The sequence below is a fragment of the Janthinobacterium sp. TND4EL3 genome, assembly GCF_900156175.1.
In the GTDB taxonomy this organism is placed as follows: Bacteria; Pseudomonadota; Gammaproteobacteria; order Burkholderiales; family Burkholderiaceae_D; genus Janthinobacterium.
Window position 1 is genome coordinate 172289 of record NZ_FTMV01000015.1, and the last position, 24746, is coordinate 197034.

The 24746-nt window shown below is 59.2% G+C and carries 25 protein-coding genes and 1 tRNA gene; 11 read left to right on the top strand and 15 right to left on the bottom strand.

Translation table 11 applies throughout. From position 1 onward, the window contains the following. Window positions 1-317: 317 nt before the first annotated feature. From BXA07_RS22155 to BXA07_RS22185, 7 genes are all read right to left on the bottom strand, one after another. Complete coding sequence (locus BXA07_RS22155; RefSeq protein ID WP_083708454.1) at window positions 318-1298, bottom strand: hypothetical protein; 981 nt, start codon at window positions 1296-1298, stop codon at window positions 318-320. Then, window positions 1295-2167 carry an ABC transporter ATP-binding protein gene (locus BXA07_RS22160; protein WP_076570904.1) on the bottom strand — a complete coding sequence of 291 codons (873 nt, stop codon included), beginning with the start codon at window positions 2165-2167 and terminating at the stop codon, window positions 1295-1297. The genes BXA07_RS22155 and BXA07_RS22160 overlap by 4 nt, the downstream gene beginning before the upstream one ends. Continuing rightward, on the bottom strand, window positions 2164-2544 hold the full coding sequence (locus BXA07_RS22165; RefSeq protein WP_076570906.1) for a GntR family transcriptional regulator: 381 nt from the start codon (window positions 2542-2544) through the stop codon (window positions 2164-2166). Before BXA07_RS22165 ends, BXA07_RS22160 begins: the two co-directional genes overlap by 4 nt. A 130-nt stretch (window positions 2545-2674) precedes the next feature. Then, on the bottom strand, window positions 2675-3391 hold the full coding sequence (locus tag BXA07_RS22170) for a DUF72 domain-containing protein (RefSeq protein ID WP_076570908.1): 717 nt from the start codon (window positions 3389-3391) through the stop codon (window positions 2675-2677). A gap of 69 nt (window positions 3392-3460) precedes the next feature. Beyond that, window positions 3461-4216: a UDP-2,3-diacylglucosamine diphosphatase gene (locus BXA07_RS22175; RefSeq protein ID WP_083708455.1), complete on the bottom strand. Its 756-nt coding sequence runs from the start codon at window positions 4214-4216 to the stop codon at window positions 3461-3463. An 86-nt stretch (window positions 4217-4302) separates the two neighbouring features. Further along, window positions 4303-4794 carry a peptidylprolyl isomerase gene (locus BXA07_RS22180; protein ID WP_076570912.1) on the bottom strand — a complete coding sequence of 164 codons (492 nt, stop codon included), beginning with the start codon at window positions 4792-4794 and terminating at the stop codon, window positions 4303-4305. Between the two features lie 73 nt (window positions 4795-4867). Beyond that, entirely contained in the window at window positions 4868-5506 is a 639-nt protein-coding gene (locus BXA07_RS22185) for a peptidylprolyl isomerase (protein WP_170909710.1), read from the bottom strand. A gap of 278 nt (window positions 5507-5784) precedes the next feature. On the opposite strand from BXA07_RS22185, the gene cysS reads away from it, so the two are divergent. The 7 genes from cysS (at window position 5785) to BXA07_RS22220 (ending at window position 13585) form a co-directional block, all read left to right on the top strand. Next, a complete protein-coding gene (gene cysS, locus BXA07_RS22190) occupies window positions 5785-7179 on the top strand; it encodes a cysteine--tRNA ligase (RefSeq protein ID WP_076570914.1) in 1395 nt (464 codons plus the stop codon). Then, window positions 7179-7889, top strand: a complete 711-nt coding sequence (locus BXA07_RS22195) for a DNA-3-methyladenine glycosylase family protein (protein WP_076570976.1) — start codon at window positions 7179-7181, stop codon at window positions 7887-7889. The genes cysS and BXA07_RS22195 overlap by 1 nt, the downstream gene beginning before the upstream one ends. 54 nt (window positions 7890-7943) lie before the next feature. Further along, window positions 7944-8918: an acetyl-CoA carboxylase carboxyltransferase subunit alpha gene (locus tag BXA07_RS22200; protein WP_034784047.1), complete on the top strand. Its 975-nt coding sequence runs from the start codon at window positions 7944-7946 to the stop codon at window positions 8916-8918. A 100-nt stretch (window positions 8919-9018) separates the two neighbouring features. Next, window positions 9019-10437 (top strand): tRNA lysidine(34) synthetase TilS, encoded by a 1419-nt coding sequence (gene tilS, locus BXA07_RS22205; protein ID WP_076570916.1) that lies wholly within the window; start codon window positions 9019-9021, stop codon window positions 10435-10437. Window positions 10438-10633: 196 nt separating this feature from the next. Continuing rightward, window positions 10634-11881 (top strand): aspartate kinase, encoded by a 1248-nt coding sequence (locus BXA07_RS22210; RefSeq protein ID WP_034756957.1) that lies wholly within the window; start codon window positions 10634-10636, stop codon window positions 11879-11881. A gap of 110 nt (window positions 11882-11991) precedes the next feature. Continuing rightward, window positions 11992-12084 (top strand) — tRNA-Ser (locus BXA07_RS22215). Between the two features lie 292 nt (window positions 12085-12376). After that, window positions 12377-13585 (top strand): tyrosine-type recombinase/integrase, encoded by a 1209-nt coding sequence (locus BXA07_RS22220; RefSeq protein ID WP_076570918.1) that lies wholly within the window; start codon window positions 12377-12379, stop codon window positions 13583-13585. Between the two features lie 985 nt (window positions 13586-14570). Here BXA07_RS22220 and BXA07_RS22225 read toward each other — a convergent pair. From BXA07_RS22225 to BXA07_RS22235, 3 genes are read right to left on the bottom strand one after another with little or no spacing between them, the layout of a single operon-like run. After that, window positions 14571-15344 carry an SDR family NAD(P)-dependent oxidoreductase gene (locus BXA07_RS22225; protein WP_076570920.1) on the bottom strand — a complete coding sequence of 258 codons (774 nt, stop codon included), beginning with the start codon at window positions 15342-15344 and terminating at the stop codon, window positions 14571-14573. A gap of 54 nt (window positions 15345-15398) precedes the next feature. After that, window positions 15399-15692 carry a Dabb family protein gene (locus BXA07_RS22230; RefSeq protein WP_076570922.1) on the bottom strand — a complete coding sequence of 98 codons (294 nt, stop codon included), beginning with the start codon at window positions 15690-15692 and terminating at the stop codon, window positions 15399-15401. A 10-nt stretch (window positions 15693-15702) separates the two neighbouring features. Next, window positions 15703-16764, bottom strand: coding sequence for an NAD(P)-dependent alcohol dehydrogenase (locus BXA07_RS22235; RefSeq protein WP_076570924.1), 1062 nt, complete (start codon window positions 16762-16764; stop codon window positions 15703-15705). A 158-nt stretch (window positions 16765-16922) separates the two neighbouring features. Between BXA07_RS22235 and BXA07_RS22240 the strand changes: the two genes are divergently transcribed. Both BXA07_RS22240 and BXA07_RS22250 read left to right on the top strand, forming a co-directional pair. Next, on the top strand, window positions 16923-17885 hold the full coding sequence (locus tag BXA07_RS22240; RefSeq protein WP_076570926.1) for a LysR family transcriptional regulator: 963 nt from the start codon (window positions 16923-16925) through the stop codon (window positions 17883-17885). A 62-nt stretch (window positions 17886-17947) separates the two neighbouring features. Beyond that, window positions 17948-19206 (top strand): IS3 family transposase gene (locus BXA07_RS22250; RefSeq protein WP_244556360.1). Its coding sequence is split into 2 segments (ribosomal slippage): window positions 17948-18296 and window positions 18296-19206, totalling 1260 coding nucleotides; the frame shifts between segments, so codons are not numbered across the junction. A gap of 45 nt (window positions 19207-19251) precedes the next feature. On the opposite strand, the gene BXA07_RS22255 is transcribed toward BXA07_RS22250, so the two are convergent. Genes BXA07_RS22255 through BXA07_RS22265 form a run of 3 tightly spaced genes read right to left on the bottom strand, consistent with a single transcriptional unit; the run spans window position 19252 to window position 21017 of the window. Next, complete coding sequence (locus tag BXA07_RS22255) at window positions 19252-19554, bottom strand: hypothetical protein (RefSeq protein ID WP_139335697.1); 303 nt, start codon at window positions 19552-19554, stop codon at window positions 19252-19254. A gap of 8 nt (window positions 19555-19562) precedes the next feature. Then, window positions 19563-20159: an NAD(P)H-binding protein gene (locus BXA07_RS22260; protein WP_076570934.1), complete on the bottom strand. Its 597-nt coding sequence runs from the start codon at window positions 20157-20159 to the stop codon at window positions 19563-19565. A 24-nt stretch (window positions 20160-20183) separates the two neighbouring features. Continuing rightward, a complete protein-coding gene (locus BXA07_RS22265; RefSeq protein WP_076570937.1) occupies window positions 20184-21017 on the bottom strand; it encodes an SDR family oxidoreductase in 834 nt (277 codons plus the stop codon). Between the two features lie 177 nt (window positions 21018-21194). Here BXA07_RS22265 and BXA07_RS22270 point away from each other — a divergent pair, with 177 nt between their 5' ends. Further along, window positions 21195-22109 (top strand): LysR substrate-binding domain-containing protein, encoded by a 915-nt coding sequence (locus BXA07_RS22270; protein ID WP_076570939.1) that lies wholly within the window; start codon window positions 21195-21197, stop codon window positions 22107-22109. A gap of 380 nt (window positions 22110-22489) precedes the next feature. On the opposite strand, the gene BXA07_RS22275 is transcribed toward BXA07_RS22270, so the two are convergent. Both BXA07_RS22275 and BXA07_RS31400 read right to left on the bottom strand, forming a co-directional pair. Continuing rightward, window positions 22490-22792, bottom strand: coding sequence for an MDR/zinc-dependent alcohol dehydrogenase-like family protein (locus BXA07_RS22275; protein ID WP_244556361.1), 303 nt, complete (start codon window positions 22790-22792; stop codon window positions 22490-22492). Window positions 22793-23330: 538 nt separating this feature from the next. After that, the gene (locus tag BXA07_RS31400; protein WP_244556362.1) at window positions 23331-23762 is read right to left on the bottom strand and encodes a transposase; all 432 of its coding nucleotides are present in this window, start codon (window positions 23760-23762) and stop codon (window positions 23331-23333) included. Window positions 23763-23889: 127 nt separating this feature from the next. On the opposite strand from BXA07_RS31400, the gene BXA07_RS30380 reads away from it, so the two are divergent. After that, window positions 23890-24363: a hypothetical protein gene (locus tag BXA07_RS30380; protein WP_076570941.1), complete on the top strand. Its 474-nt coding sequence runs from the start codon at window positions 23890-23892 to the stop codon at window positions 24361-24363. The last annotated feature ends 383 nt before the right edge of the window (window positions 24364-24746 follow it).

Here is a 24746-nt window from a genome sequence, read left to right on the forward strand (position 1 = left end):
ACATGAAGATTGGCGCTCTTTTCGGTGCGATCTTTTGGCTATGTCACCGTCAAGTGTGGGAACTCTCCCAGTGTTGCCTTCAATAATGATTCTGGGGAGCGGATGCAGTCAGGCTGCGCACCGAGCGGGCGCACCTTCATGGCAGGCGGAAAAGCCGGGATTCGTCGTCCAACGCGTTTATTGGGAGGCCGGTGTCGACAGTTAATATGGGCGCAGGTGCGCGAGGGGGCGGTGGAACTGAACAGGCTATACCGGTGACAGAGCCCATGAAAAACGCCCCGATGGACGGGGCGTCTGTGGTGGCGCAGGTGGCGCGCTCAGCCTTCTTCGCGCCAGCTGCGCAGGCGGATGGCGGCGTAAATCAGCGCCGCGCCTGCCGCCGCACCCAGCCAGACGGCTGGCAAAGCCAGGCTGGACCAGGAATTGGCGAACACGTTCATGTTCTTCGCGGCATGCATTTGCTGCTGCAGTTCCGGCTCGAACAGATACCAGCCGCCGGGAAGGGTGCCGAGCAGGGCGCGCCCGATCACGTTCATCTGTATCCAGCCAAGGTCGCTTTCCGTCTGCGTCAGCTTGCCCACCCAGACCGTCAGGACGAGCAGCAGCAGCGGCACGCCGACGGCCCACAGGAACACTTTCGACCTGGCCCAGCTCGACACCATCAGCAGCCAGCCAACGGTCGGCAATGCCCACAGGAAATATACGGGCAGCAAGCCGAACACGCCCAGCGGTCCCAGGTACAGGCCAGGCGAGGCCAGCAGTTCCGCAAACACGTGGATGCCGTTGGCCGCCAGCACGCCGCTCAGGATCAGCACCAAGAGCAGCGAAGTCAGGCTGGCGGCGGCCGCCACGATCAGCGGCGCCACCAGCAGGGCGATGGCCACTTTCGACAACACCGTCTGGGCGTCCGAGACGGGCAGCGACTTCCAGAACAGCACGCTGCGGTCGCGGCGGTCGTCATGCAGGGCGCTCAGGCAATAGAAAAAGACGAGGAAACCCAGCGCCAGGAACAGCGGCGCGGCCGTAACGAGGTAGTTGTTGGCGACGGTGTCGATGATTTCCATGCGGCGCGGACCGAAACTGCGCGTACTGAAGACGGCGTTCCAGGACACTTCGTTGCCGTTGACGGTCATCGCCGTGCGCATTTTCGTCTTGGCGATGGTGGCGACCATCATCAGGGAGCCCAGCACTGTCATGACCATGCCGATGATGGCGGGCGTCCACAGCAGCATGCCCTTGTGCTCCCACAGTTCGCGCCGGATCAGCCACTGCATCTTGTTCATGGGGGAAATGCTCATTGGTACGATCCTTTCATGGTCGCGACAAACAGGTCAGCCAGGCTGGGCGTGCGGACTTCGCCCAGGGCGGCCAGCTGGCTGCGGGCGACGCCGTCGAACAGCATCACCGACTTGCCGAACACGCTGCGTTCGCTGATCGGCTGCAGGGCGCGCGCCGGATTGACGTGTTGCGGGCCCACCATCACCTCGATATAGCGCTCGCCCACTTCTTCCATCGTCGAGGCCAGCACGATCCGGCCGTCGCGGATGAACATCAGGTCGCTGAGGATGTGCTCGACTTCCTCGATCTGGTGCGTGGTGATGACGATGGTCTTGTTTTCATCGAAATAATCTTCCAGCAGGTTCTGGTAGAACTGCTTGCGGTACAGGATGTCCAGGCCCAGGGTCGGTTCGTCGAGCACCAGCAGTTTGGCGTCGATGGCCATCACCAGCGCCAGGTGCAGCTGCACCACCATGCCCTTCGACATGGCCTTGACCTTCATCTTCGGCGCCAGCTTGGTGTGGGCCAGGTAGCGTTCGGCCTTGCTGCGGTCGAAACGTGGATGCACGCCGGCAACGAAATCGATGGCGTCGGCCACGCGCAGCCAGCCCGGCAGGATGGCCACGTCGGCGATGAAGCATACGTCGTCCATCAGCGCGTCGCGCTGCACGCGCGGATCGCGCCCCAAGACCGACAGTTCGCCGTCGAAGCCCGTCAGGCCGAGGATGGCTTTCAGGGTGGTGGTCTTGCCGGAGCCGTTAGGTCCGATCAGGCCGACGATGCGCCCCGGCGCGATATCGAAGCTGATGCCGTCGATGGCCACCTGCTTGCCATACTGCTTGCGCAGGCCGCGCGCGCTGATGACGCTATCCTTGTTCAACGCGTTCATGCGCCGTCTCCTTCGCTGCCGGCCTGGCGGCTGGCCTGCAGCAGTTGATCCAGATCAAGCCCCAGGCGGGTAATGTGTTCCAGCAAGGCCGGCCATTCTTCGCGCAGGAAACGTTCGCGTTCGCTGGCCAGCAATTTGTCGCGGGCGCCTTCCAAGACATACATACCGAGTCCTCTCCGTTTTTCCACCAGGGCATCGTCGACCAGTTCCTGGTAGGCGCGCGAAACCGTGATGGGATTCAATTGATAATCGGCCGCCACCTGGCGCACCGAGGGCAGGGCTTCGCCGGGTTGCAGCGCGCCGTCGAGGATCATGCCGACGACTTTGGCCTTGAGCTGGCGGTAGATGGGGCTATTGTCGTTCCATTCCGCGCTCATGGGATGTGCTCCCACAAGGGCGGGGCGGTGCGGCGCGTGAAAAATGCTGTAGGCATCGAAGCTCCGTGGTTTATTGAGTTGGTGTTGTAGTTAACTATAACACTAAGCCTAAAAAAATCAACACGTATTTTCAGGCCAGCCGCGCATGCAGGTCCAACGCATTGAACAGGGCGGCGCCGGCTGCCGTGTTGTCGAAGATGCACCAGCTGCCCGCCTGCGCCGATGCGCGCAAGTCGGCGGCCAGCGCCGCCAGGTAGTCGGCCGGATAGTCCGAATAGTATATTTTTGGACTGCCGTGCAGGCGCAGGTAGGCCACGCTGGTGGTCGGCACGTGCGGGCCTGGCTGGCCGGCGGGCGGATCGGCGCGCACGCGCGTGATCGCTTGCTTCGTCAATAGTTCGGTCGCGTCCGCCTTGAACCAGCTGGGGTGGCGCGCTTCGCAGGCGAGCATGCCGTCGAAGCGTTGGCGCAGCGCATGAAAAAATGCACTGGCCACATCCGCCTCGAAACGCAGGCTGGGCGGCAGCTGCACGAGGACGCAGCCCAGTTTATTTCCCAATTGCATGACTTCTCCCGCAAAGCGCTGCAGTTCGGCAGCACAGTCGCGCAAGCGCCGTTCGTGTGTGATGCTGCGTGGCAATTTCACGCTGAAGCGGAAATGCTCGGGCACGCTGGCGGCCCAGCGCGCGTAGCTTGACGGCTGGTGCGGGCGGTAGAACGAGCTGTTGATTTCCACGCAATCCAGCACCTGGGCATAGCGCTGCAGGTGGCTGCCATCGCGGGGAAAGCGGCTGGCGGCGGCGCTGGAGATGCTCCAGCCGGCCGTGCCGATGAAAACAGTGTGCATGGCGCCATTACAGCAAGGCCAGGCGGGCGCGGCTATCGGACAAACGCCCGTGCGACGGTCGGCGCAAGCCTAGTCGATGATGTCGCCGTTCAGGTCGTGGCGCGTGATGTTGCCGCGCGCATCGATGGCGATCCAGCCGCCGCGCGGCTGTTGTGGCGGCGTCACGTCGCATTCCCAGTCGGGCAGGACATAGCGCAAGGTTTCGTCGACTTTATGCAGGGCAGGGCGATGCGTATGGCCGTGGATCATGACGGTGCTCGCGTGTTCGGCAAATACTTGTGCCACGGCGTCCGGCGTGACATCCATGATGTCCATGGATTTCTCGCCATTCTGTTCGCGGCTGCTTTGGCGCAAGCCGTCGATGATGGCCTTGCGCTGCGCCAGCGGCATGGACAGGAACTGCTTTTGCCAGGCGGGCTGGCGCACCATGGCGCGAAATTCCATGTACTTGACGTCGTTCGTGCATTCGGCGTCGCCGTGCAGCAAGACGATGCGCCGGCCGGCAATGGTGGCCACGTGCGGTTCGCTGAGCAGGGTGGCGCCGGCGGCGGCGGCAAAGCCGGAGCCGACAAGAAAGTCGCGGTTGCCGGCGATCCAGTAGACGTGCACGCCGGCATCGCTGACGGCGCGGATGGCGGCCGTCATGCGCGCATTGAACGGGTCTTCCAGGTCATCGTCGCCGGCCCAGTATTCGAACAGGTCGCCTAATAGATACAGTGCCTGCGCGTATTGCGCATGGTGTTCCAGGAAAGAAAGAAACGCGGCGCTGGTGCGCGGGTGCGAGCTCTGCAGGTGCAGGTCGGAAATAAAGAGTGCGGCAGGCATTGTCATCGTTCAACGCTCCCAAAAAGTGATGTACATGGAGAGGCGCCAACGCGGCAATGCCTGTGATTCATGATGCCTTAGCCGAATTAAGCGGCTTCTACCTTCTCGATGATGACATCGGTCACTGGCACGTCGGCGAACATGCCGGCGCGCGAGGTTTTCACGGCGCGGATGGCGTCGACGACTTCCTTGCCGTCGGTGACTTTACCGAACACGGCGTAGCCCCAGCCGTCCTGGCCTGGGTAGTCGAGGAAGCTGTTGTTCTTGATGTTGATGAAGAACTGGGCCGATGCCGAGTGCGGGTCCGAGGTGCGGGCCATGGCCAGGGTGTAGCTGTCGTTTTTCAGGCCGTTCTTGGCTTCGTTTTCCACGGTGGCGTCGGCAGGCTTCTGTTTCATGCCTGGCTCGAAACCGCCGCCCTGGATCATGAAGCCGTCGATGACGCGGTGGAAGATCGTGTTGTTGTAGTGGCCGGCGTTCATGTAGGCGAGGAAGTTGGCAACCGTTTTCGGCGCTTTCTCGGCGTCCAGTTCAGCGGTGATCTTGCCCAGATTGGTGGTGATGATGACGGAGGTCATGATGATCCTTAATAAATTGGATGAATAATTGATTCAGCGGCGCCAGGCAGGCCGGCGCCGCAAAAACGCTATTTTACAGTTTTGCGGGCGCGGACTTGAGTAAAGTCGCCGATTCGATCACCACGGGCGTGACGGGCACGTTCTGGTGCGGCCCCTTGTCGGCCACGGGCACGGCCTTGATCTTGTCGACCACGTCCATGCCTTTGATGACTTTGCCGAACACCGTGTAGCCGAAACCGTCGCGGCCAGGGTAGTCGAGCGCGCCATTGTCATTGACGTTGATGAAAAACTGCGCGGTGGCCGAATGGGGATCGCCGGTGCGCGCCATGGCGATGCTGTAGGTGACGTTCTGCAAGCCGTTTTGCGCTTCATTCTTGATCGGCGCCTTGGTCGCTTTCTGCTTCATGTTCTTGTCGAAGCCGCCGCCCTGTATCATGAAGCCGTCGATGACGCGGTGAAACACCGTGCCCTTGTAATAACCGCTCTTGACGTACTGCAAGAAATTGGCCACGCTTTGCGCCGCTTTTTCCTGATTCAGTTCCAGCACGATTTCGCCCATGCTGGTTTTCAGGGCCACGTGCGGCGTGGGGTCGAGGGCGGCCGCAGGGCTTGCGGGGGCGGCGGCCACGACGGCGCCGCCCAGGGTCAGGCCGGCGAACAGGGTGAAAAAGCGGGCCAGGAAAGGCAGGCGTTTCGACTTGGTTTCTTGCATGAAGGCGTCCTTGATCGTTATTTTTCTCTAAACTTGCTTTAATTGTAAAGAAGTGAAAATTCGGTTGAACATCGTAAAAACCTGATTCATATCGGGCCAGTATGGTTTTTATCAATGTTATACTTGACCGCTAACGCCCCAATTCTAACAAACAAGAACAACAATACAGCGGGTCGACAGTTTTCGGCGCACACGGCAGTTCAGTGGCGCGGCACCCCCGGTGTCCGCGCCTGTCTGTCGTTTTGCCAGGCTGGCGGCCGCTCCACTTGCAAAGTACGATGAGCAATCTAAAGATTTACAACACCCTGGCTCGCGAGAAGCAGGTATTCGTCCCGATGGAAGCGGGCAAGGTACGCATGTACGTCTGCGGCATGACCATCTACGATTATTGCCATATCGGCCATGCGCGCATGATGATGGCCTTCGACGTCATCTACCGCTGGCTGAAAGCGTCCGGTTTCGACGTCACCTATGTGCGCAACATTACGGACATCGACGACAAGATCATCCGCCGCGCAGTGGAAAACGGCGAGACGATTTCCCAGCTGACGACGCGCTTCACCCAGTACATGGATGAAGACACGGCCGCGCTGGGCATCCTGACGCCCGACCACACGCCGCGCGCCACCGAATACGTGCCGCAGATGCTGCGCCTGATCGAGCAGCTGGAAGCGAAGGACCTGGCCTACCAGGGGGCCGACGGCGACGTCAATTACGCCGTGCGCAACTTCCCCCACTACGGCAAGCTGTCGGGCAAGTCGCTCGACGACCTGCGCGCGGGCGAGCGTGTCGACGTGAACACGGGCAAGCGCGATCCGCTCGACTTCGTGCTGTGGAAGTCGTCGAAGGAGTCCGAGCCGGAAGAAGTCAAATGGGATTCGAAGTGGGGCAAGGGCCGCCCTGGCTGGCATATCGAGTGCTCGGCCATGTCCTGCGCCTTGCTCGGTGAACAATTCGACATCCACGGCGGCGGCGCGGACCTGCAATTCCCGCACCACGAAAACGAGATCGCCCAATCCGAAGGCGCGTTCGGCCATACGAGCGTCAATTACTGGATACATAACGGTTTCGTGCGCCTGGACAATGAAAAAATGTCCAAGTCGCTCGGCAACTTCTTCACCATCCGCGAAGTGCTGCAAAAGTTCGATGCCGAAGTGATCCGCTTCTTCATCCTGCGCGCGCACTACCGCAGCCCCCTGAACTACTCGGACGTGCACCTCGATGATGCGCGCCTGTCGCTCACGCGCCTGTACACGGCGCTGGCCGACGTGGCGGTGGAAGAGGGCGCCATCGACTGGAGCGAAGCGCATGCCGTGCGCGTGCGCGAAGCCATGGACGATGATTTCAACACGCCGCTGGCCGTGGCGGCCCTGTTCGACCTGGCGACGGAAGTCAACAAGAGCAAGGCGCCCGCCCTGGCGCGTCAATTGAAGGGCCTGGCGGGCGTGTTCGGCTTGCTGGAACGCACGCCGCAGCAATTCCTGCAGGCAACTGTCGGTGCCGCCGGCGGCCAGGACGAGGCGGCCGGCATCGAAGCGGCCATCGCGGCGCGCAGCGCGGCCAAAAAGGCGCGCGACTTTGCCGCATCGGACAAGATCCGCGCCGAACTGTTGGCCGCAGGCATCATTCTTGAAGACAAGCCTGATGGCTCGACCAACTGGCGCCGCGCATGATGGCGACGTCCAGGGAAAACGGGGAAGCCCCGGTGGCGGCGCAGCTGATCCAGGTGCCGCACTACTGGGAAGAGGCGAAGATCGAGCTGATGAAGCGCGACCGCATCATGAAAAAGCTCATCCCGCAATTTGGCGACCTGCACCTGGTCGGCCATAGCGACCCGTTTACCACCCTGGCCCGTTCGCTGGTGGGCCAGCAGATCACGCCAAAGGCGGCGGATGCCGCCTGGAAAAAGCTGCTGGCCGCTTGCCCGAAATGCACGCCTTCGCAAGTATTGAAGGCAGGCGCCGAGCAACTGGCCGCCTGCGGTTTGTCCAAACGCAAGACCGAATACATCCTCGACCTGGCCGACCATTTCAAGGCCAAGCGCGTGCACGCGAGCCAGTGGGACCAGATGGATGACGAAGCCGTCATCGCCGAACTGGTGCAGATCCGCGGCATCGGCCGCTGGACAGCCGAGATGTTTCTGATATTTAATCTGCTCCGGCCGAATGTCTTGCCGCTCGACGACCCCGGTTTGATCCAGGGCATCAGCGTCAATTATTTCTCCGGCGAACCTGTTTCCCGCAGCGATGCGCGCGAAGTTTCCGCCAATTGGGAGCCGTGGCGCACCGTGGCGACGTGGTATCTGTGGCGCAGTCTCGACCCTGCAGCCGCCTCTGCCGCATCCGATACAGCCCCCGGCGCACCAGCCGGTACGGTAAAATAAACATAGATGACGCCGCGCGCCCTGGCGCCGTGGCCGGTAAAACCTGGAGGTACAATGACTAAAACGACTTTCCTCAATTTTGAACAGCCGATCGCGGAACTCGATTCCAAGATCGAAGAGTTGCGCTTCGTGCAAGACGATTCGGCCGTCGACATCTCGGAAGAGATCGACCGCCTGGCCAAGAAGAGCCAGCAGCTGACCAAGGATATCTACGCCAAGCTGACGCCTTGGCAAGTGGCGCAGATCGCGCGCCACCCGCAACGCCCCTACACCATGGATTACGTGAATGAAATCTTTACCGATTTCCACGAATTGCATGGCGACCGCAGCTACGCGGACGATCTGTCCGTCGTCGGCGGCCTGGCCCGCTTCAACGGCCAGCCGTGCATGGTCATCGGCCACCAGAAGGGCCGCGACACGAAAGAGCGCGCCATGCGCAATTTCGGCATGCCGAAACCGGAAGGCTACCGCAAGGCCATGCGCCTGATGAAAGTGGCTGAAAAGTTCAACCTGCCCATCTTCACCTTCGTCGACACGCCAGGCGCCTTCCCCGGCATCGACGCGGAAGAGCGCGGCCAGTCGGAAGCCATCGGCCACAACCTGTATGTGATGGCCGAACTGAAAGTGCCGCTGATCGCCACCATCATCGGTGAAGGCGGTTCCGGCGGCGCGCTGGCCATTGCCGTGGGCGACGCCGTGCTGATGCTGCAATACTCGACCTACGCCGTGATTTCGCCGGAAGGCTGCGCCTCCATCCTGTGGAAGAGCGCCGAGCGCGCCTCCGACGCGGCCGAAGCGCTGGGCCTGACGGCCCACCGCCTGAAAGCCATGGGCCTGATCGACAAGATCATCAACGAACCGCTGGGCGGCGCCCACCGCGATCCGAAGCAGATGGCGACCTTGCTCAAGCGCGCACTGGCCGACACCCTGCGCCAGTTCCAGGGCATGAAAACCAAGGACTTGCTGGCCGCGCGCCACGAGAAACTGCTGAGCTACGGCAAGTTCAAGGAAACCACGCCGAGCGAGTAAATCATCGCCGGCGCAGGCCGGCAGCAAGAACACCGGGGACAGGCAGCCAGACGACAGGAGTCGTTTGGCCACCTGTCCCTCTTTGCATTCCTGGAGTCTTATGAAAAAGCAACAAACCGCCACCGTCGCCGATCTCTTCGCCAGCGCACTGGCAACTTGCGGACCGCAAGCCGGCGAAACGGTCGGCATCGCCCTCAGCGGCGGTCTCGATTCCGCGGCCCTGCTGCACCTGGCGCATGCCTGGGCGCAGGAGCAGGGCGTGGCCTTGCACGCGTTCCACGTGCACCATGGCCTGAGCCCGAATGCGGATGCCTGGCTGGCCCACTGCGAGCAATTGTGCGCCGGCCTGGGCATCGCCTTCGAGGCGCGCAAGGTCACCCTGGAAAAGAATGCGAAGTCGGGCACGGAAGAAGCGGCTCGCAAGCGCCGTTATGCGGCCCTGGGCGAGCTGTGCGCCGCGCATGGCGTGCGCCTGCTGCTGACGGCCCACCACCAGGACGACCAGGCTGAAACGGTGCTGCTGCAATTGCTGCGCGGCTCCGGCACGGCGGGCCTGTCCGGCATGGATGGCGCCAACAGCGCGCCCGAGCTGCTGGGCAATCCCGACCTGGTGATGGCGCGTCCCTTGTTGCCCGTGTCGCGCAGGCAACTCGAAGCCTACGTGGACAAGCATGCCATCGCGCACATCCACGATGAATCGAACGACGATCCCCGCTTTGCCCGCAATGCCCTGCGGCACCAGGTGATGCCCGTGCTGGCGCAGGCCTTTCCCGGCTTCCAGGAACGCTTCGCCCGCAGCGCCCAGCATGCGCAATCGGCGCAGCGCCTGCTCACGGAACTGGCGACGCAGGATCTGGCGGCGTGCCTCGATGGCGACTGCATCGAACTGGCGAAATTGCGGGAATTGAGCGCGGACCGCTGCTACAACCTGCTGCGCCACTGGTTCGGCACGCGCGGCTTGCGCATGCCGTCGACCGCGTGGCTGGCGGAAATGCTGGCGCAATTGCTGGAAGCGCGGCCCGATGCGCAGTTGCTGGTCACGCATCCCGCATGCCACGTGCGGCGCCACCGCGACCGCTTGTACCTGACGCCCAAGCTGAATGACCTGGCCGGCATGCGCGAGCGTGACGACGCCGGCATTCCCGGCCTGGAAAAAGCCGGCCAGCAATTTACGTGGCAGGGCGAGGCGAGCCTGGCCTTTCCCGCGTATGGCGGCGTGCTGCATTTCGACGCGGTGGCAGAGGGCGGCCAGGGCATCGATATTGCCTGGCTGCAAGCACAGACCTTGACCATCGACTTCCGCCAGGGCGGCGAGCGCCTCAAGCTGGCCCTGAACCGTCCCACCAAGAGCCTGAAATACCACTACCAGGCGTTCGACGTGCCCGCCTGGGAGCGCGAACGCCTGCCCCTTGTCTGTGCGGCGCAACAATTGCTGTATGCGGCTGGTATTGGCCTCGACTGCCATTGCCTGAGCTTGCTGGATCGTCCCCGCGTGACCCTGCGCTGGCAGTCCTGCTGAGCGTAGGGGCGGCAGCCACGGCCACTCTCGGGGTGGCCGCCAGGTGGCTGTCCATGCGCCCCTGACTGCATGGATTGGTTATTTCCATATATGTAATTGGTATGAGCTAATGCGCTTTTTAGCTTGTTATTTTGCATTGCGGCATGTAGAGTAAAGCCCTCCTTTTTTATTCTTCTTGAGCGGAAACTTCACTCTTATGGCTTTAATCGTCCACAAATATGGCGGTACGTCGATGGGCTCGACTGACCGTATCAAGAACGTCGCCAAGCGCGTTGCCAAGTGGCACGACGCGGGGCATCAAATCGTGGTGGTGCCATCCGCCATGTCGGGCGAAACGAACCGCCTGATTGGACTGGCCAAGGAAATCATGGATCAACCCGATCCCCGTGAACTTGACATGATCGCCTCGACAGGCGAACAGGTGTCCGTCGGCCTATTGTCGATGGCACTGCTGGCGATCGGCAAACAAGCCGTATCCTATGCTGGCTGGCAAGTCGCGATCAAGACCGATTCCGCCTTTACCAAAGCACGCATCCAGTCGATCGATGATGAAAAAGTCAAACGCGACCTCGATGCGGGCAAGATTGTCATCATTACCGGTTTCCAGGGCGTCGACGAGCACGACAACATCGCGACCCTGGGCCGCGGCGGTTCCGACACCTCGGCCGTGGCGATTGCCGCCGCCATGAAGGCGTCCGAATGCCTGATCTTTACGGACGTCGACGGCGTCTACACGACCGACCCGCGCGTGGTCTCCGAGGCGCGCCGCCTGAAGACCATCACCTTTGAAGAAATGCTGGAACTGGCTTCGCTGGGCTCCAAGGTGCTGCAAACGCGTTCGGTGGAATTTGCCGGCAACTACCGCGTTCCCACGCGCGTGCTGTCGTCGCTGACCGACCCGATGTTGCCGCTGGAAATAGAAGCCAATTCAGGCACCCTGATTTCGTTTGAGGAAGATACAAACATGGAACAAGCAGTCATCTCCGGCATCGCCTTCAACCGCGATGAAGCCAAAATCACCGTGCTCGGCGTGCCCGACCGTCCAGGCGTGGCCTACCACATCCTGGGACCGGTGGCGGACGCGAATATCGAAGTCGACATGATCATACAGAATCAGTCGGTCGACGGTAAAACGGACTTCACCTTCACCGTCTCGCGCGGCGAATACACGCGCGCGCTGGCCGTGCTGGAAGCGAACCGCGAATCGCTGGGCGCGGCCAGCATCACGGGCGACGCGAAAGTGTCGAAACTGTCCGTCGTCGGCGTGGGCATGCGCAGCCACGTGGGCGTCGCCTCGCAAATGTTCCGTACCCTGTCGGAAGAGGGCATCAACATCATGATGATCTCCACTTCCGAGATCAAGATTTCCGTGCTGATCGATGAAAAGTACATGGAACTGGCCGTGCGCGCGCTGCATAAAGCGTTCGAGCTGGAAAAAGCTTAAAAGTGTAAAAATATTGCCCCACGCCCTTGACCAAAGGGGGGGCAGTCGATATTATGACGTTCGTCGCTGCAGCGCAGTTAGCTACAGAGACATAGTTGAGTAATCAGCTAGGAGACGTGGCCGAGTGGCCGAAGGCACATCCCTGCTAAGGATGCATACGGCTTATACCTGTATCGTGGGTTCGAATCCCACCGTCTCCGCCAGTATTTTTAAAAACCCGCTTCGGCGGGTTTTTTCATTTCCGCTCCTCATAGGAGAAACCGCGTAAATCCATCCGCCAGCGTCCGCTGCCTGCCGCGTCAATCCAGCATCTGCTGGGGGGTAGGCTGGGGGGTAGCAATGGCTGTGTGCGCTGCCTTCAAGCGTACGCCACCGATCCTGTTATGTCCCGCCTGTTGCCGCAATTGACCTTGCGCGGGATCAAGTGTCGTTGCCAGCACGCGCTTGATCGCGCGCTAAAATTAGTACCGGTTCTCGCAATGCGGGAGTGGGGTAATGACAATCAGGATGAACAAGCTGTCGGCGCTGGTCGTCGGTCGCGCCAGGGAGCCAGGGTATTACGGGGATGGCGGCGGACTGGTGCTGCAAGTATCGGGCGCTGGCGCCAGGAGCTGGCTGTTTCGTTACAGCGTAGCTGGCAGGCGTCACGAAATGGGGCTGGGTTCTTGTCTGGCAGTCGATCTGGTCGAGGCGCGCAAAAAGGCGCGGCAATGCCGTTTGCTGCTGAGTGAAGGGCGCGATCCGCTGGCAATGCGCCGCCAGCAAGAACAGGCAGGGATGCTGGCGCGTGCGCGTCAAATGACCTTTGAACAGTGCGCGGCGTCGTATATCGCGGCGCACCGGCATGGCTGGAGAAATGCCAAACATGTGGCGCAGTGGGAAAACACCCTGGCCGCCTATGTGTTTCCATTGGCGGGGGCGCTGCCTGTCGCGGCGATCGACACCGACCTGGTCGTCAAGGTGCTCGATGCAATCTGGTTGTCAAAGACGGAGACGGCAACGCGCATACGCGGCAGAATCGAATGCATACTCGACTGGGCAACGGTCAGCGGCTTTCGTCAGGGAGAAAATCCGGCGCGCTGGAAAGGCCATCTGGAAAATCTGCTGGCCAATCCGAACAAGGTTTCTCCAGTGAAAAACCGGCCGGCCCTGCCGTGGCAAGAGATCGGCAGATTCATGGCCGCCTTATCGGGTCAGGAAGGGATTGCTGCCAGGGCGCTGGCGTTTGTCATCCTGACGGCTGCGCGCTCAGGAGAGGTCAGGGGTGCGCGGTGGCCGGAGATTGACCTGGAGGCGGCCCTGTGGACGATTCCAGCGCAGCGCATGAAGGCAGGCAAGGAGCATCGCGTGCCGCTCTCTGGTGGGGCGCTTGCGCTGCTGCGCGCAGTGCCGCGTCAGGGGGACATCATCTTTTCAGGCCGCAAGCGTGGCACGCAGTTGTCGGACATGAGTTTGACGGCAGTCTTGCGCCGCATGCAGTTTGACGACATCACCGTGCACGGTTTCCGTTCTTCCTTCCGTGACTGGTGCGCCGAGGCGGCGGCCAATGCCTTTTCACGTGAGGTATGCGAGCATGCGCTGGCGCACCGCTTGCCGGACCGGGTGGAAGCGGCCTACCGGCGCGGCGACTTGTTCGACAAGCGTATCGTGCTGATGCAGGCATGGTCTGACTTTTGCACCAATCCCGCACCGTCTGTTGTGTGATGGCATATCCCATGGAGTATCCTTGCGCGGGCCGAGGACTGGCATGCGTGTTCAGGCGCCTTGCAGCCACTGTCCGCATCCCGTGCCGGCACGCGCTCCTGAACCAGGCAGGCAAGCGGCCCTGGAGTCTTACGGAGGCCAGGAAGGTGTCTTCCTTGGCGCCTGCTTAGATCCTGCTACCCCATTTTCCGCTGCTTGCCGACACTTCAGGCAGGCGGCTGAAGCGCGCCTCGTTGAGCGTTGGCGCGCCAAGGTACTGTGGCGGGAGGAAGGAGTCACTTGGGACGTGTTTCTCTTGAACGGTGAGGCAGGATCGGTGCCAGCACGGCGGCACTGGCGCAGACCGGATCACCGTCCTGGCGTCACCAGTTGATTGTTGTTGCGGGTATCGTCGCTGAAGGCCAGAAATGCGACGAGCTCCTGGCCGCGCTTCGCTGATGGTGGCGTTTGAGCCAGGCATGCAGTTGTTCTGCACAGGATTCTTCATGGTATTTAATCGCCCTCATGTCGTGCGGAACATGCACGGTTAAACCACAAATCTGGCACGGTTGAACCACAAATCTGACACGGTTAAAGCCTGAAATGCCACGGTTGAAGCAGATATGGCACATATAAGGCCTTATAAGGCCTTATTTGCTTTCAACCGTGCCAAAAAAAGGGTTTGGTCGACGTTGTGTCCGACGATTTTAGTGGTTCAGTCGCTGCGCGAAGCGGGGCAGGATAGGTGAAGTTAGCTAACCTTCGGTTGGCTAACTTCACACCTGCTTATTCGCACTTCGTGCTCAACGGTAGCCTGCTCTGCGAGGCCCAGCGGCAGAAGGAGGGGGGGATTACCCCGACTAAGTTTCCGCTAAGTTACTAAACCGTCTCTGAGTCCGTCCCAAAAAATTGCAGTGCAGCCGGCGCGCGTTGGATTGGACGTTCGACCGCGACGGTAGCTGCCGGCACGCGTCAGGCGCGACGCGGTGGCGTGTGCGAGGCTGGACTACAGGTTGCCGGCGTAGACCTGGGTTTGGCCGCCATCGACAACCAGGTTCACACCGTTGATAAAGCTGCTGGCATCGGAACCGAGGAACACGACGCTGTCGCCGATTTCTTCAGCGCGGCCCACGCGCCCGACTGGAATCTCCGCGGCGCATTTTTCCGCGAATTCCTTCACCTGCTCAGGCGTCATCCCCTGAACTGTTTCATAGCCCTCGGTCGGAATGGCGCCAGGACTGATCACATTGACGCGGATCTTGCGCGACTTGAGCTCCGTAGTCCAGACCTTGGCCATGCCAATCACGGCGGCCTTGGTGGCGGCGTAACCGGTGTATTCCGGCAGTCCGATAAAAGCGGTCATCGACGAGGTGAGGATGATGGAGCCACCGTCGTTCATGATCGGCAACATGGCTTGCACCGTGAACATCTGGCCTTTCAAGTTCACGTTCACGATGGCATCGAAGTATTCTTCCGTGACGTCTTCCAGCTTTGCGCCTTTGTAATAGCCGGCGTTGGAAAAGATAATGTCGAGCTTGCCTTTTTCTGCGCAAATGGTGGCGGCGACGCGCACCATGTCTTCCTTCTTCGAGACGTCGGCCACGATTGCGCGCACGTTTGCGCCTAGTTTCTTGATCGCCTCATCGAGGACACTTTGACGACGGCCGACGATGTAGACGAATGCGCCGGCTTCAACCAGGCGCTTGGCGCCGCCCAGTCCCAGACCTGTTCCACCGCCCGTTACGAGGGCGACCTTGCCGTTCAATGTATATGCTGACATGTTGAATCCTTCATCTTAAATGTATGGGTGCTGTGAGGCGTGTTGATTGCGAGACTATGCATCTGTCTGCACGACGGTCATGCGGGACAGATCGATGACATTCTTAATCCGGTCGCCCAGGGCCAGGTGCTTCGGCTCGTGCATATAGCGCTCCCAGTCGGCCTGCGAATCAAACTCGGCGATGAGCACAACTGCTTGCGTACCCGACCAAGTGAATGTCTTTTCTACGGAAAAATCGCGAATCCAGGGAACCAGGCCCGGTAACTCGCGCAGGGTATTGACGACATCCAGCATGGCATCATCGGGGCAGCCCGGATGCGTCGGTCCAACAAAAATGTGACGTAGCATGGTGCTCCCCTTAGGTGTTCTTGAGGGTGGACATATCGATCGAGAAGCGGTACTTCACGTCGCCTTTTTCGAGGCGTTGGTAAGCTTCGTTGATGTCCTGCATGCCGATCACTTCAACGTCCGAGACGATGTTGTGCTCGCCGCAGAAATCCAGCATTTCCTGGGTCTCGGCGATGCCGCCGATAAGCGAACCGGACAAGCTACGACCGCCAAAAATCAGGCTGTAGGCCGATACATCGATCTTCTCTGCGGAAGCGCCGACCAGCGTCAGGTTACCTTCTGGGTGGAGCAGGGCCAGGTATTCGTTCAGGTCGTGGGGTGCCGACACGGTGTCGAGGATGAAGTCGAAGGTGTTGACGTGCGCGGCCATCTCGTCCGGATTACGCGAGACAACAACTTCGTGGGCGCCGATGCGCAGCGCGTCTTCCCTCTTACGTGGAGACGTGGTGAACAACACCACGTGCGCGCCCAGGGAACGGGCGAACTTGACCCCCATGTGGCCGAGTCCGCCCAGGCCGACGATGCCAACCTTCTGGCCTTTGGTGACACCCCAACGACGAATCGGGGAGTACGCGGTGATGCCTGCGCATACGAGCGGGGCAACGCCAGCCAGATCCAGATTGCCTGGCACACGCAAGACGAAACGCTCATCGACAACGATGCTTTCTGCATAGCCACCATAGGTAGCGGGGGCGGTACCATGCTTGTCAGGCGAGTTGTAGGTGAGGACCTTGGTCGGCGAATATTGTTCGCGATTTACGCGGCAATGTGGGCAAGTCGATTCGGCATCGACGAGGCATCCAACCGCGACAATGTCGCCGATATTGTGCTTGGTGACGTCGGCGCCGATGGACGTCACGCGGCCGACGATTTCGTGGCCTGGCACGATGGGAAAAATCGTCGGCATCGCGCTGCCGAATTCGTCACGCACGTGGTGAATGTCGGAGTGGCAGACGCCGCAGAACAGGATATCGATCTGCACATCATGTTTCAGTGGGTCGCGGCGGGGAATCGAAAGGGGTGCCAACGGGGAGGTTGCGCTGGTTGCTGCGTATGCCTTTACGGTGTACATCGTTAAGCTCCTTGGTGAAGGTCCCGATCAATGTGCCGGGAAGTGCAATCACTATAGAACCGCGATCATCAAGCGAATAGCCGTCCAATCCTTGATACAGTGCCAAGCCATGATTGATAATGGTGCCATCGATATGTCACCATCAAGGGGGAGGTACCATGCTGAGCAGGGATATACGTGCCATCGAAATGCTGGCCAAGGCTATCGAGTTGGGCAGCTTACGTCAGGCGGCCGCGGCGCAAAACGTGACAGCTCAGGCGGCCAGTCAGGCCCTTGCGCAATTGGAAGAATCGCTGGGCGTACGTCTGCTGCATCGGACCACCCGCAGCCTTTCGCTGACAGAAGAAGGGCGCCAACTGCTCGACGCCACCCAGCCGGCGCTGGCGGTGTTCGATCGTGCTCTGGCCCGGGCGCGCCTGTCCAAGGACGAGATTGCCGGACCGTTGCGCATCGTTGGCCCCAGATCGGCGTTTGCTGCGGTGCTATGGCCCGTGATCGATGAATACTGCCGGCTTTACCCGGACGTCCAGCCCGAAGTGCAACTCAACGACACTGTGGGCGACTGGGTACTGGACCGGGTTGACGTCGGTTTTCGCTTTGGTTCGCCGCCTTCGGAAGGGTTGATTGCGCGTCCACTGTTTCAGGCGCAGCTGATTATTTGTGCGTCACCGGAGTACCTACAACGCTACGGAGGCCCGCATTCACTGGAAGATCTTGCACTTCACCGCTGTAGTGTGTTTCGTCATCCAGGGACAGGTCAGGTTTTCCCTTGGTACGTGAATATTGGCGGCGAAATCCAGACACGCGAGTTTCCACCAACTGTCGCGACCAACGATTCCGATCTAGAGATACAGGCCACCCTCACAGGCCAGGTAATTGCTCAACTTTCATCATTATCGGTCGCCAAACTGATCCGCTCTGGTGAGCTGGTGCCGCTACTGACGGAGCATGTGGCCAGCCACATGCGGCTGTACGCCTACTACGGTAGCCGGAAGGCACAGCCGTTACGTGTGCGCAAATTTATCGATCTTGCCGTGAAGCGGTTTACAGACAACCAAGACTTGACGTTGTCAGCTAACGAGCTCACTACCTTTTCTAGGACTGGCGGAGCGCTGAAATAGCCCCTTGATTCACCAGACACAGCCTATGCGTTATTCTTACGGATAGGAATAGGACTGTGCATATGACTAGGAACAAGCAAACATTCGAGGTGGTGACGGTGAACCAGGAGCGCCGCAGGCGCCGGTCTGCGGAGGAAAAAGCGGCGCTGGTGCGCGAGACTGACGAGCCAGGCATGAACGTGTCGCTGGTCGCACGCAAGCACGGCGTCGGTGCAAGCCAGTTGTTCAACTGGCGCAAGCTCGAACGGGAAGGCGCGCTTACGGCGGTCACTGCTGGCGAATCGATGGTGCCGGCGAGCGAACTGGCCGCTGCGCGCGCACAGATAGCCCAGTTGCAGCGCATGCTCGGCAAGAAGACGATGGAGGCGGAAATCCTGAAGGAGGCCGTCGAGTTCGCTCGCGAAAAAAAGTGGATTGCGCGCTCGCCCTTGTCGGGCAAGGACGACCAGTGAAGCCGGTCTGCTCTGCCTTTGGCGTAGCGCGCTCACACGTCGCCCAGCTGCTGGTTCGTCCCGCAGACTGGATCGACGGGCGCACCATGCAGACGTTCCACCAGCCTGCCGACGCCATCCTGGTCGACGCCGTGCGCGCCGAGATTACAGCGCTGCCGACCTATGGCTACCGCCGGGCTGGCGCTCTGGTCAACCGCACGCGCGCCTTGATGGGCCTGCCAGCAATCAATCACAAGCGGTTTTATCGCGTGATGAAAGCGAACAGTCTGCTGCTACCCAAGGCGCCGAAACGTCCAGTGAGCAGCCGCGTGCACAATGGCGTGGTGGCGGTGGACGAACCCAATCAGCGCTGGTGCTCGGACGGCTTCGAGATCGCCTGCGACAACGGTGAAGTGGTGACCGGTGTGTTCATGAAGGATTGCTGTGACCGAGAAATCATTGCCTGGCGTGCGTGGGCCGAACGTGGCCTGCCTGGCGAGCCCGTGCGCGACATGCTGGTGGAAGCAGTCGAGACAAGATTCGGCCAGGCCAGCGTCGGCTCGACCAGGCTGGAATTCTTGAGCGACAACGGCGGCGCCTATCGAGCGCATGAAACGCACGCGCTGGTGCGCGCACTTGGGATTGAACCGGTGCACACGCCGGTATGCAGCCCGCAGTCGAACGGCATTGCTGAAAGCTTCGTGAACACGTTTAAACGGGACTACGTGAACTTGATGGACCGCAGCAGCGCAGAAATCGTTCTGGCTCAACTGCCAGACGCCTTTATGCACTTCAACGAGGTCCATCCTCACTCGTCGCTGAAATGGAAATCGCCTCGCATGGACAGGAGGGAGCTGGCGCGCCGGGCTCAGGAAAGCGGCGCTAACTAAACGATTGGCTGTGTCCGGTTATACGGGGGCAAGGTCAACGCTTCATCAGAATACTTGGTTGAAATAGCTGAAGTGCATCCGGGTTTGGTCCATTAGATCGAAATAGGCGCAGCATGTTGCATCCAGCATCACCTGTTGCGCCGCCAATTCGGCGGCATCCCGATCGCGCCAGTGAATGATATCGAGAAACTGCCCATCCTCTCCGGTTCCAAAATCGCGGGAAATAAAGCCGGGCATGCGAGTCAGGACCGGCGTGATCGCCGCCGATGCCGCCAGTAGTTGTGATGTCGTAACGCCCGACCTGGGCGGAAATATAACCACTTCAATCGTGTGTTGCATCGCGTTCATACTCCATTCTAGTGATCTGAACTTACGCCCAGACTGCAGCGTAGATAGAGGCCATCCGACGTTGCCAGCTTGACGATTAAGGTTGACAGGCTATCAAGCGAGATATCGTGGCCGATGAAAGGTTGCCCCTTTTGCGTGATCTGATAGCCGATATCGGCATCATGGGTAAACCAGCCTGGGCGCAAGACCGTGTATTCCAGATCCGATCGTTCTACCACCGCTGCCGAGTCCCGGTACGGATCGAGTACGCTGCGATATGGCTGGCCCGGCACTTCGCCGTAAATTCCCATTGAACTGATAAAAATCAGCCTGCGCACACCCGCAGCATTCATGGCTGACACGATATGCTGGGCCTGAGTCGCCATCTCTCCCGACAGGCTGGCAAATACCACGTCGATGCCTTGCATCGCCGCCTGTAATTTTCTCGCGTTACATACATCGCCTTCCACCACGCTGACGCGACGAGGATCGGGATTGACGAGCCGGCTGGCGCGGCGCAGATACAGCTTGAGATTGACATGTTCATCTGAGCCAACTTCGAGAAAGCGCGCCGTTGCATTGCGTGCAAGCTGTCCATTTGCACCGAGAATCAGTATATTCTTCATCGTCTGTCTCTTTCATTAAATGGCTTAGCCAGGAGTCGGCAGCTTACCCGCGCGCATGGCAGCAATAACACCGCCGTCGATCAACAAGTCGCTTCCGGTGATAAAACCTGCATCCGGCCCCAACAGGAAAGCTGCTGCGGTGGCGATTTCGTCCGGCGGCGCCATACGCTTTGACGGCGATGCCTCTACCATGGTGCGATAGATGCCACCGATCTCGGAGTTCAGCTCATGTAGCGCAAGTGGCGTGACGATAATGCCCGGGCTGATTGAGTTGACCCGTGCGCCGCGCGCACCCCACGTCATGGCCGAAGCCTGCACTCGCAGGTGGTTCGCGCGCTTGGCCATCATGTAGGCAACGAGCGTGTTCGGCACAGCGTTGGCTTGCAAGAACGGGAGAGCGAGCAGTTCTTCAGTAGGCGTATAAGCCAGTGCATGGTCTTGTTCGGGAGACAGGGCCGGCATCATATGACCGGCCATGCTCGAAATAACCAGACCGGCGCCACCCGGGGCGATGACTTGTTCGAACGCGTCGAAGACCAACGCCGAGCCATACAAATCAACTTCGAGGATGCTGGCGACCGGCGCCATGTTCGGCGAGAGGCCGGCGGTATTGATCACTTGGACCACGCTGCCCAACGCTGCAGCAGCGGTGACCAGTGCTTCGACCGATGCACGCGATGCCACATCTACAATTCTAGTTTCAACACTGTAGCTGGAGTTACGCATGCTTTCCGCAGCCGCTTCCAGCGTTTTTTCATTAAAATCCGCCAACAGAACAATCTTGCCCACGCCCTGGCGGCGTGCGATGGCCACGCCAATGCCACCAGCACCGATGATGACGATAACTTCTTTGCTCATGTCAATACTCCTATATTGGTTAATTTTGCTGTTTTGCTCAGCCGTACGACGGTACCTAATCCGAGTTAGTGTCGCTATCGGGAGCAGTGCCGTTTCAAGTAGTGTAGGAGAAGTGGTCATTTTTGATAAGGCGCTATAATCCGACAAATCCTATACTTCAAATTCATAAATAGAACGATGGACCGAGATGAAATTGCTGACTTGATTGCATTCCTTGCGGTCGCGGAGGAAAGAAGTTTTACGCGGGCCGCAGCGAGATTGCGCACTTCACAATCGTCACTTAGTCACACCATCCGGCGGCTTGAAGAACGGCGTGGTTTGCGATTGTTAAACCGATCAACACGCAGTGTGGCCCCCACTGAGGCGGGTGAACGATTGATCGAGGCACTGCGCCCGGCACTTAACGATATCGACAACAGACTTACCGAGCTGAGCCAGCTCCAGCAAAAGCCGGCCGGTACCGTGCGCATCACCAGCAGCCAATATGCAGCCCAGTCGGTGCTTTGGCCGGCGTTGAGCCGTTTGCTACCCAGCCATCCGCACATCAACGTGGAGGTGTCGGTGGATGCTGCATTGACCGACATCATCAGTGAACGCTTTGACGCGGGCATCCGTTTGGGCGAGTCAATCGCGCGGGACATGATCGCGATGCGCATCGGTCCCGACCTCCGGATGGCAGTGGTCGCTGCGCCCGCGTATTTCACCATGCACCCAAAGCCGCAAACTCCGCAAGAGCTAACGCTGCACAGATGTATCAATCTGCGCTTTCCAAGCACTGGCGGCCTGTATATTTGGGAGTTTTCAAGGGATGGCCGGGATCTGAATGTTCGGGTTGACGGACAACTGATCTTCAACGATATGGCAATGGCGCTGCAGGCGACGCTTGAGGGGTTTGGCCTGGCTTGCGTGATGGAGGATCAGGTCCAGTCGTATCTACGCGCGGGGACCCTGATCAGGGTGCTGGAGGACTGGTGCCCGGTCTTCCCTGGGTATCACCTTTACTACCCTGCACGGCGGCCGGCTTCCTCCGCATTCAGCCTACTGCTGCAGGAGTTACGCTATACCGCCACGCGCGAGCCAGCGCCTAAATGAGCCGCGCTATCATAAAACACAATAGTCGATGAGAGTGGGTCGCGATGGAAGAACAAACCATCCAGCGTGGACATTGATACCTGTGCAGGAAATGCAGGGCTTACCTATCAATGAAGGCCGGAACATGTCGATGTCGCAGTGTCTGACGCGTATGCGTGCGCTTGGATTCGACCGCTTTTCATCCCATTTCTAAAACGAATATGCGAAGGCAGGCCAGCTTGCCCAAGCCTGCGGCGACAGCATCGTAATCGAAGGCTGCGCTGTCATGCACGTCGCCCCACCGAACTCCGTTGAACAGAGCACAGTTTGTTCGGGGCGAGACGGCTGGCCCTTCGGCCGGGGTGATAGCGGGACAATGACCGCGGGCATGCCGTTTAAGTTCAGGTGGCGCGCGCTAGCGATGCCATGTCTATCACAAAGCGGTAGCGTACGTCCGCGCACTCCATGCGTGCGAAAGCGTCGTTGATCTGCTCCATGTTGATCATTTCACAGTCGGGTAGAATATTCTTCTCGGCACAGAAGTCGAGCATTTCCTGGGTTTCGCGAATGCCGCCAATCGGCGAGCCGGCGATGCGGCGGCGGCCCAGGAGCAGCTGCACGGTGTTAAATTCCGCCATCGGTCCTACCTGACCGACGATAACCAGCGTGCCGTCAATGTCGAGCAGCGGCAGGTAGGGCTCCAAAGAGCCAGGGTCAGGTCCGCCATTTGTACACGATCTCAGCCTTGGCCGTCTCGATCTGCAGCAAGTTGCGCCTTATTAAATGCCGTTATGGCTCGACTGACTGTCTTGCTTGAGACGTGAAAACCGGCGGCGACATGGGATATGGTAAAAGCGGTCGATAGATACGCGCGTGCCATCGCCTCGTCTCTGTCGCCACAGCGGGCCTGATATTGCGCGAGTGACAGTGTGACTGCGCGACGCTGCTGCCTTGGCGTATCTTTGAATGCATTGGACCGCTGCGATTGCTGATGTGCCGAAACGAAGGCGTCATCGCCCAGTAGCACTTGGTGGCAGGTGTGGGCGAGCGGACTAGTTTCACCCATACCGGCCGCGACAAACCGAGCATAGTTGGCGACCGCCTCGTCGCGCGTGGCGCCAAACTGACTCAAGAGCCAGTCACGCGCCAACCAGCATGGAGGCACTGCTTCGTCCAAAACCTAGTGATGGCTGCTCCAGTACCAGTCGTCGGGTGATGCCACCATGTGCGCCCGGAATGGGTTCAAGACGATGTAGTGGGCCAATTCCAACAGATAATTTTCTTGCTGCACCAAGATGGATTTGTAGCGGCCTTGCAATACGTGCCCGACAAGCTTTGGCGCCGATTGAAATGCTGGGTATAAACGCCATTCAGTTGGCGCATGCCCTGCGACAGATTCGCTTCCGCCGTTTCAACGAGCAGATGATAATGATTGCTCATCTGGCAGAAACTGTGCACGACAAAATGGTGCCGTTCGCAGACCAGGGCTAGTACCTCTTGCCAGGCAAGGCGATCGGTATCATCCCGGTAAATGGTGCCACGCCGGTCGCCGCGCGAAGTAACGTGGTAGAGGGCGCCGGGAAATTCAATGCGTAGGGGGCGCGTTATGCGGTAGACGTTATCTGATCCGTACGCATTGGCACTGAGATTGCGCAGAGGTTGGGACATTGGCATGGCTGAGATCGTGTCTGAAGGGAGAACCTAACCCCGCCTCCAAATGTTGGCATGGCTGAGGTCGAGTATAAATACCGGACCTGACCCCACCTCCAAATGGCAAAATATACAACTAAGGAATGATTTGATGAAAAAGGAAATTTTTTTCTGTAAGGCGTGGTTTCGGGCAATGAAACGTGCTATTGACATTTATTCTGAGACGCAGGCGAAAAAAAATCACGAAAATAAGTTGAAATACACCGTTTTGGTTGGTTCGGTAGAAAGTCCATCTTGTTTTATTGATGTGACTGATTCTGTTATTGTTGTTGGATTTCTTGATGGTCAACTGCGCGAGATATTGACTTACACTTTTCAGGAAGCAGCGGATAATAGGCTATTTTTGACTGTCGCTATTTATCGTGAGTTTCAAGGTGATAGCGATGAAATTGTAAGGGCAGTATCGTATATATTCGGAGAAGGTGGGAATCTAAATATGGAAAGAGTAGAAATGAAGCCAAGGAAAAGTGAGATATCGATTTCATCCGTAGATGTCTCTCATAATTTTACTGAGAAGCCAGTTTTTGGTGAATATGATGATCTTATTCGAGTGGAGAGATGTTGAGTGCTGGCACCGCCCCGATACTGCCCCCTTGTGCCGATAAAAATTTGACCCTTGGCGGGGCGCTGCGTTTTTGAGTACATCCACTCAAGATAAGCTTATTTTCCGCTCAAGTTTCCTTCTATGCTTTGTATTTGTGGGGTTTGTACGCATTGGTTTTACGTGATCTTGATTACTGCAGTCGATGTCGAGAGGTGTTGGCGCCGAAGTCAAATTGATCGGGCTGCCGATTCCAATTGATCCAACTCAAATCCTCTGGAACCATTGTTGCACTCAGGTTTGCTGGCTACGTGTCAAGACCCGCTTGATTATAAACACGCTTAACGAATAATTCCGGCTTTTTCGCCTGCCATTTCTTCATCGCCTGAATCGGCGTTTCGTTATTC

Coding starts and splice junctions, on each gene's coding strand:
- BXA07_RS22155 (WP_083708454.1), bottom strand. CDS start 1,298: ATGAGCATTTCCCCCATGAACAAGATGCAGTGGCTGATCCGGCGCGAA.
- BXA07_RS22160 (WP_076570904.1), bottom strand. CDS start 2,167: ATGAACGCGTTGAACAAGGATAGCGTCATCAGCGCGCGCGGCCTGCGC.
- BXA07_RS22165 (WP_076570906.1), bottom strand. CDS start 2,544: ATGAGCGCGGAATGGAACGACAATAGCCCCATCTACCGCCAGCTCAAG.
- BXA07_RS22170 (WP_076570908.1), bottom strand. CDS start 3,391: ATGCACACTGTTTTCATCGGCACGGCCGGCTGGAGCATCTCCAGCGCC.
- BXA07_RS22175 (WP_083708455.1), bottom strand. CDS start 4,216: ATGCCTGCCGCACTCTTTATTTCCGACCTGCACCTGCAGAGCTCGCAC.
- BXA07_RS22180 (WP_076570912.1), bottom strand. CDS start 4,794: ATGACCTCCGTCATCATCACCACCAATCTGGGCAAGATCACCGCTGAA.
- BXA07_RS22185 (WP_170909710.1), bottom strand. CDS start 5,506: ATGCAAGAAACCAAGTCGAAACGCCTGCCTTTCCTGGCCCGCTTTTTC.
- cysS (WP_076570914.1), top strand. CDS start 5,785: ATGAGCAATCTAAAGATTTACAACACCCTGGCTCGCGAGAAGCAGGTA.
- BXA07_RS22195 (WP_076570976.1), top strand. CDS start 7,179: ATGGCGACGTCCAGGGAAAACGGGGAAGCCCCGGTGGCGGCGCAGCTG.
- BXA07_RS22200 (WP_034784047.1), top strand. CDS start 7,944: ATGACTAAAACGACTTTCCTCAATTTTGAACAGCCGATCGCGGAACTC.
- tilS (WP_076570916.1), top strand. CDS start 9,019: ATGAAAAAGCAACAAACCGCCACCGTCGCCGATCTCTTCGCCAGCGCA.
- BXA07_RS22210 (WP_034756957.1), top strand. CDS start 10,634: ATGGCTTTAATCGTCCACAAATATGGCGGTACGTCGATGGGCTCGACT.
- BXA07_RS22220 (WP_076570918.1), top strand. CDS start 12,377: ATGACAATCAGGATGAACAAGCTGTCGGCGCTGGTCGTCGGTCGCGCC.
- BXA07_RS22225 (WP_076570920.1), bottom strand. CDS start 15,344: ATGTCAGCATATACATTGAACGGCAAGGTCGCCCTCGTAACGGGCGGT.
- BXA07_RS22230 (WP_076570922.1), bottom strand. CDS start 15,692: ATGCTACGTCACATTTTTGTTGGACCGACGCATCCGGGCTGCCCCGAT.
- BXA07_RS22235 (WP_076570924.1), bottom strand. CDS start 16,764: ATGTACACCGTAAAGGCATACGCAGCAACCAGCGCAACCTCCCCGTTG.
- BXA07_RS22240 (WP_076570926.1), top strand. CDS start 16,923: ATGCTGAGCAGGGATATACGTGCCATCGAAATGCTGGCCAAGGCTATC.
- BXA07_RS22255 (WP_139335697.1), bottom strand. CDS start 19,554: ATGAACGCGATGCAACACACGATTGAAGTGGTTATATTTCCGCCCAGG.
- BXA07_RS22260 (WP_076570934.1), bottom strand. CDS start 20,159: ATGAAGAATATACTGATTCTCGGTGCAAATGGACAGCTTGCACGCAAT.
- BXA07_RS22265 (WP_076570937.1), bottom strand. CDS start 21,017: ATGAGCAAAGAAGTTATCGTCATCATCGGTGCTGGTGGCATTGGCGTG.
- BXA07_RS22270 (WP_076570939.1), top strand. CDS start 21,195: ATGGACCGAGATGAAATTGCTGACTTGATTGCATTCCTTGCGGTCGCG.
- BXA07_RS31400 (WP_244556362.1), bottom strand. CDS start 23,762: ATGCCAATGTCCCAACCTCTGCGCAATCTCAGTGCCAATGCGTACGGA.
- BXA07_RS30380 (WP_076570941.1), top strand. CDS start 23,890: ATGAAAAAGGAAATTTTTTTCTGTAAGGCGTGGTTTCGGGCAATGAAA.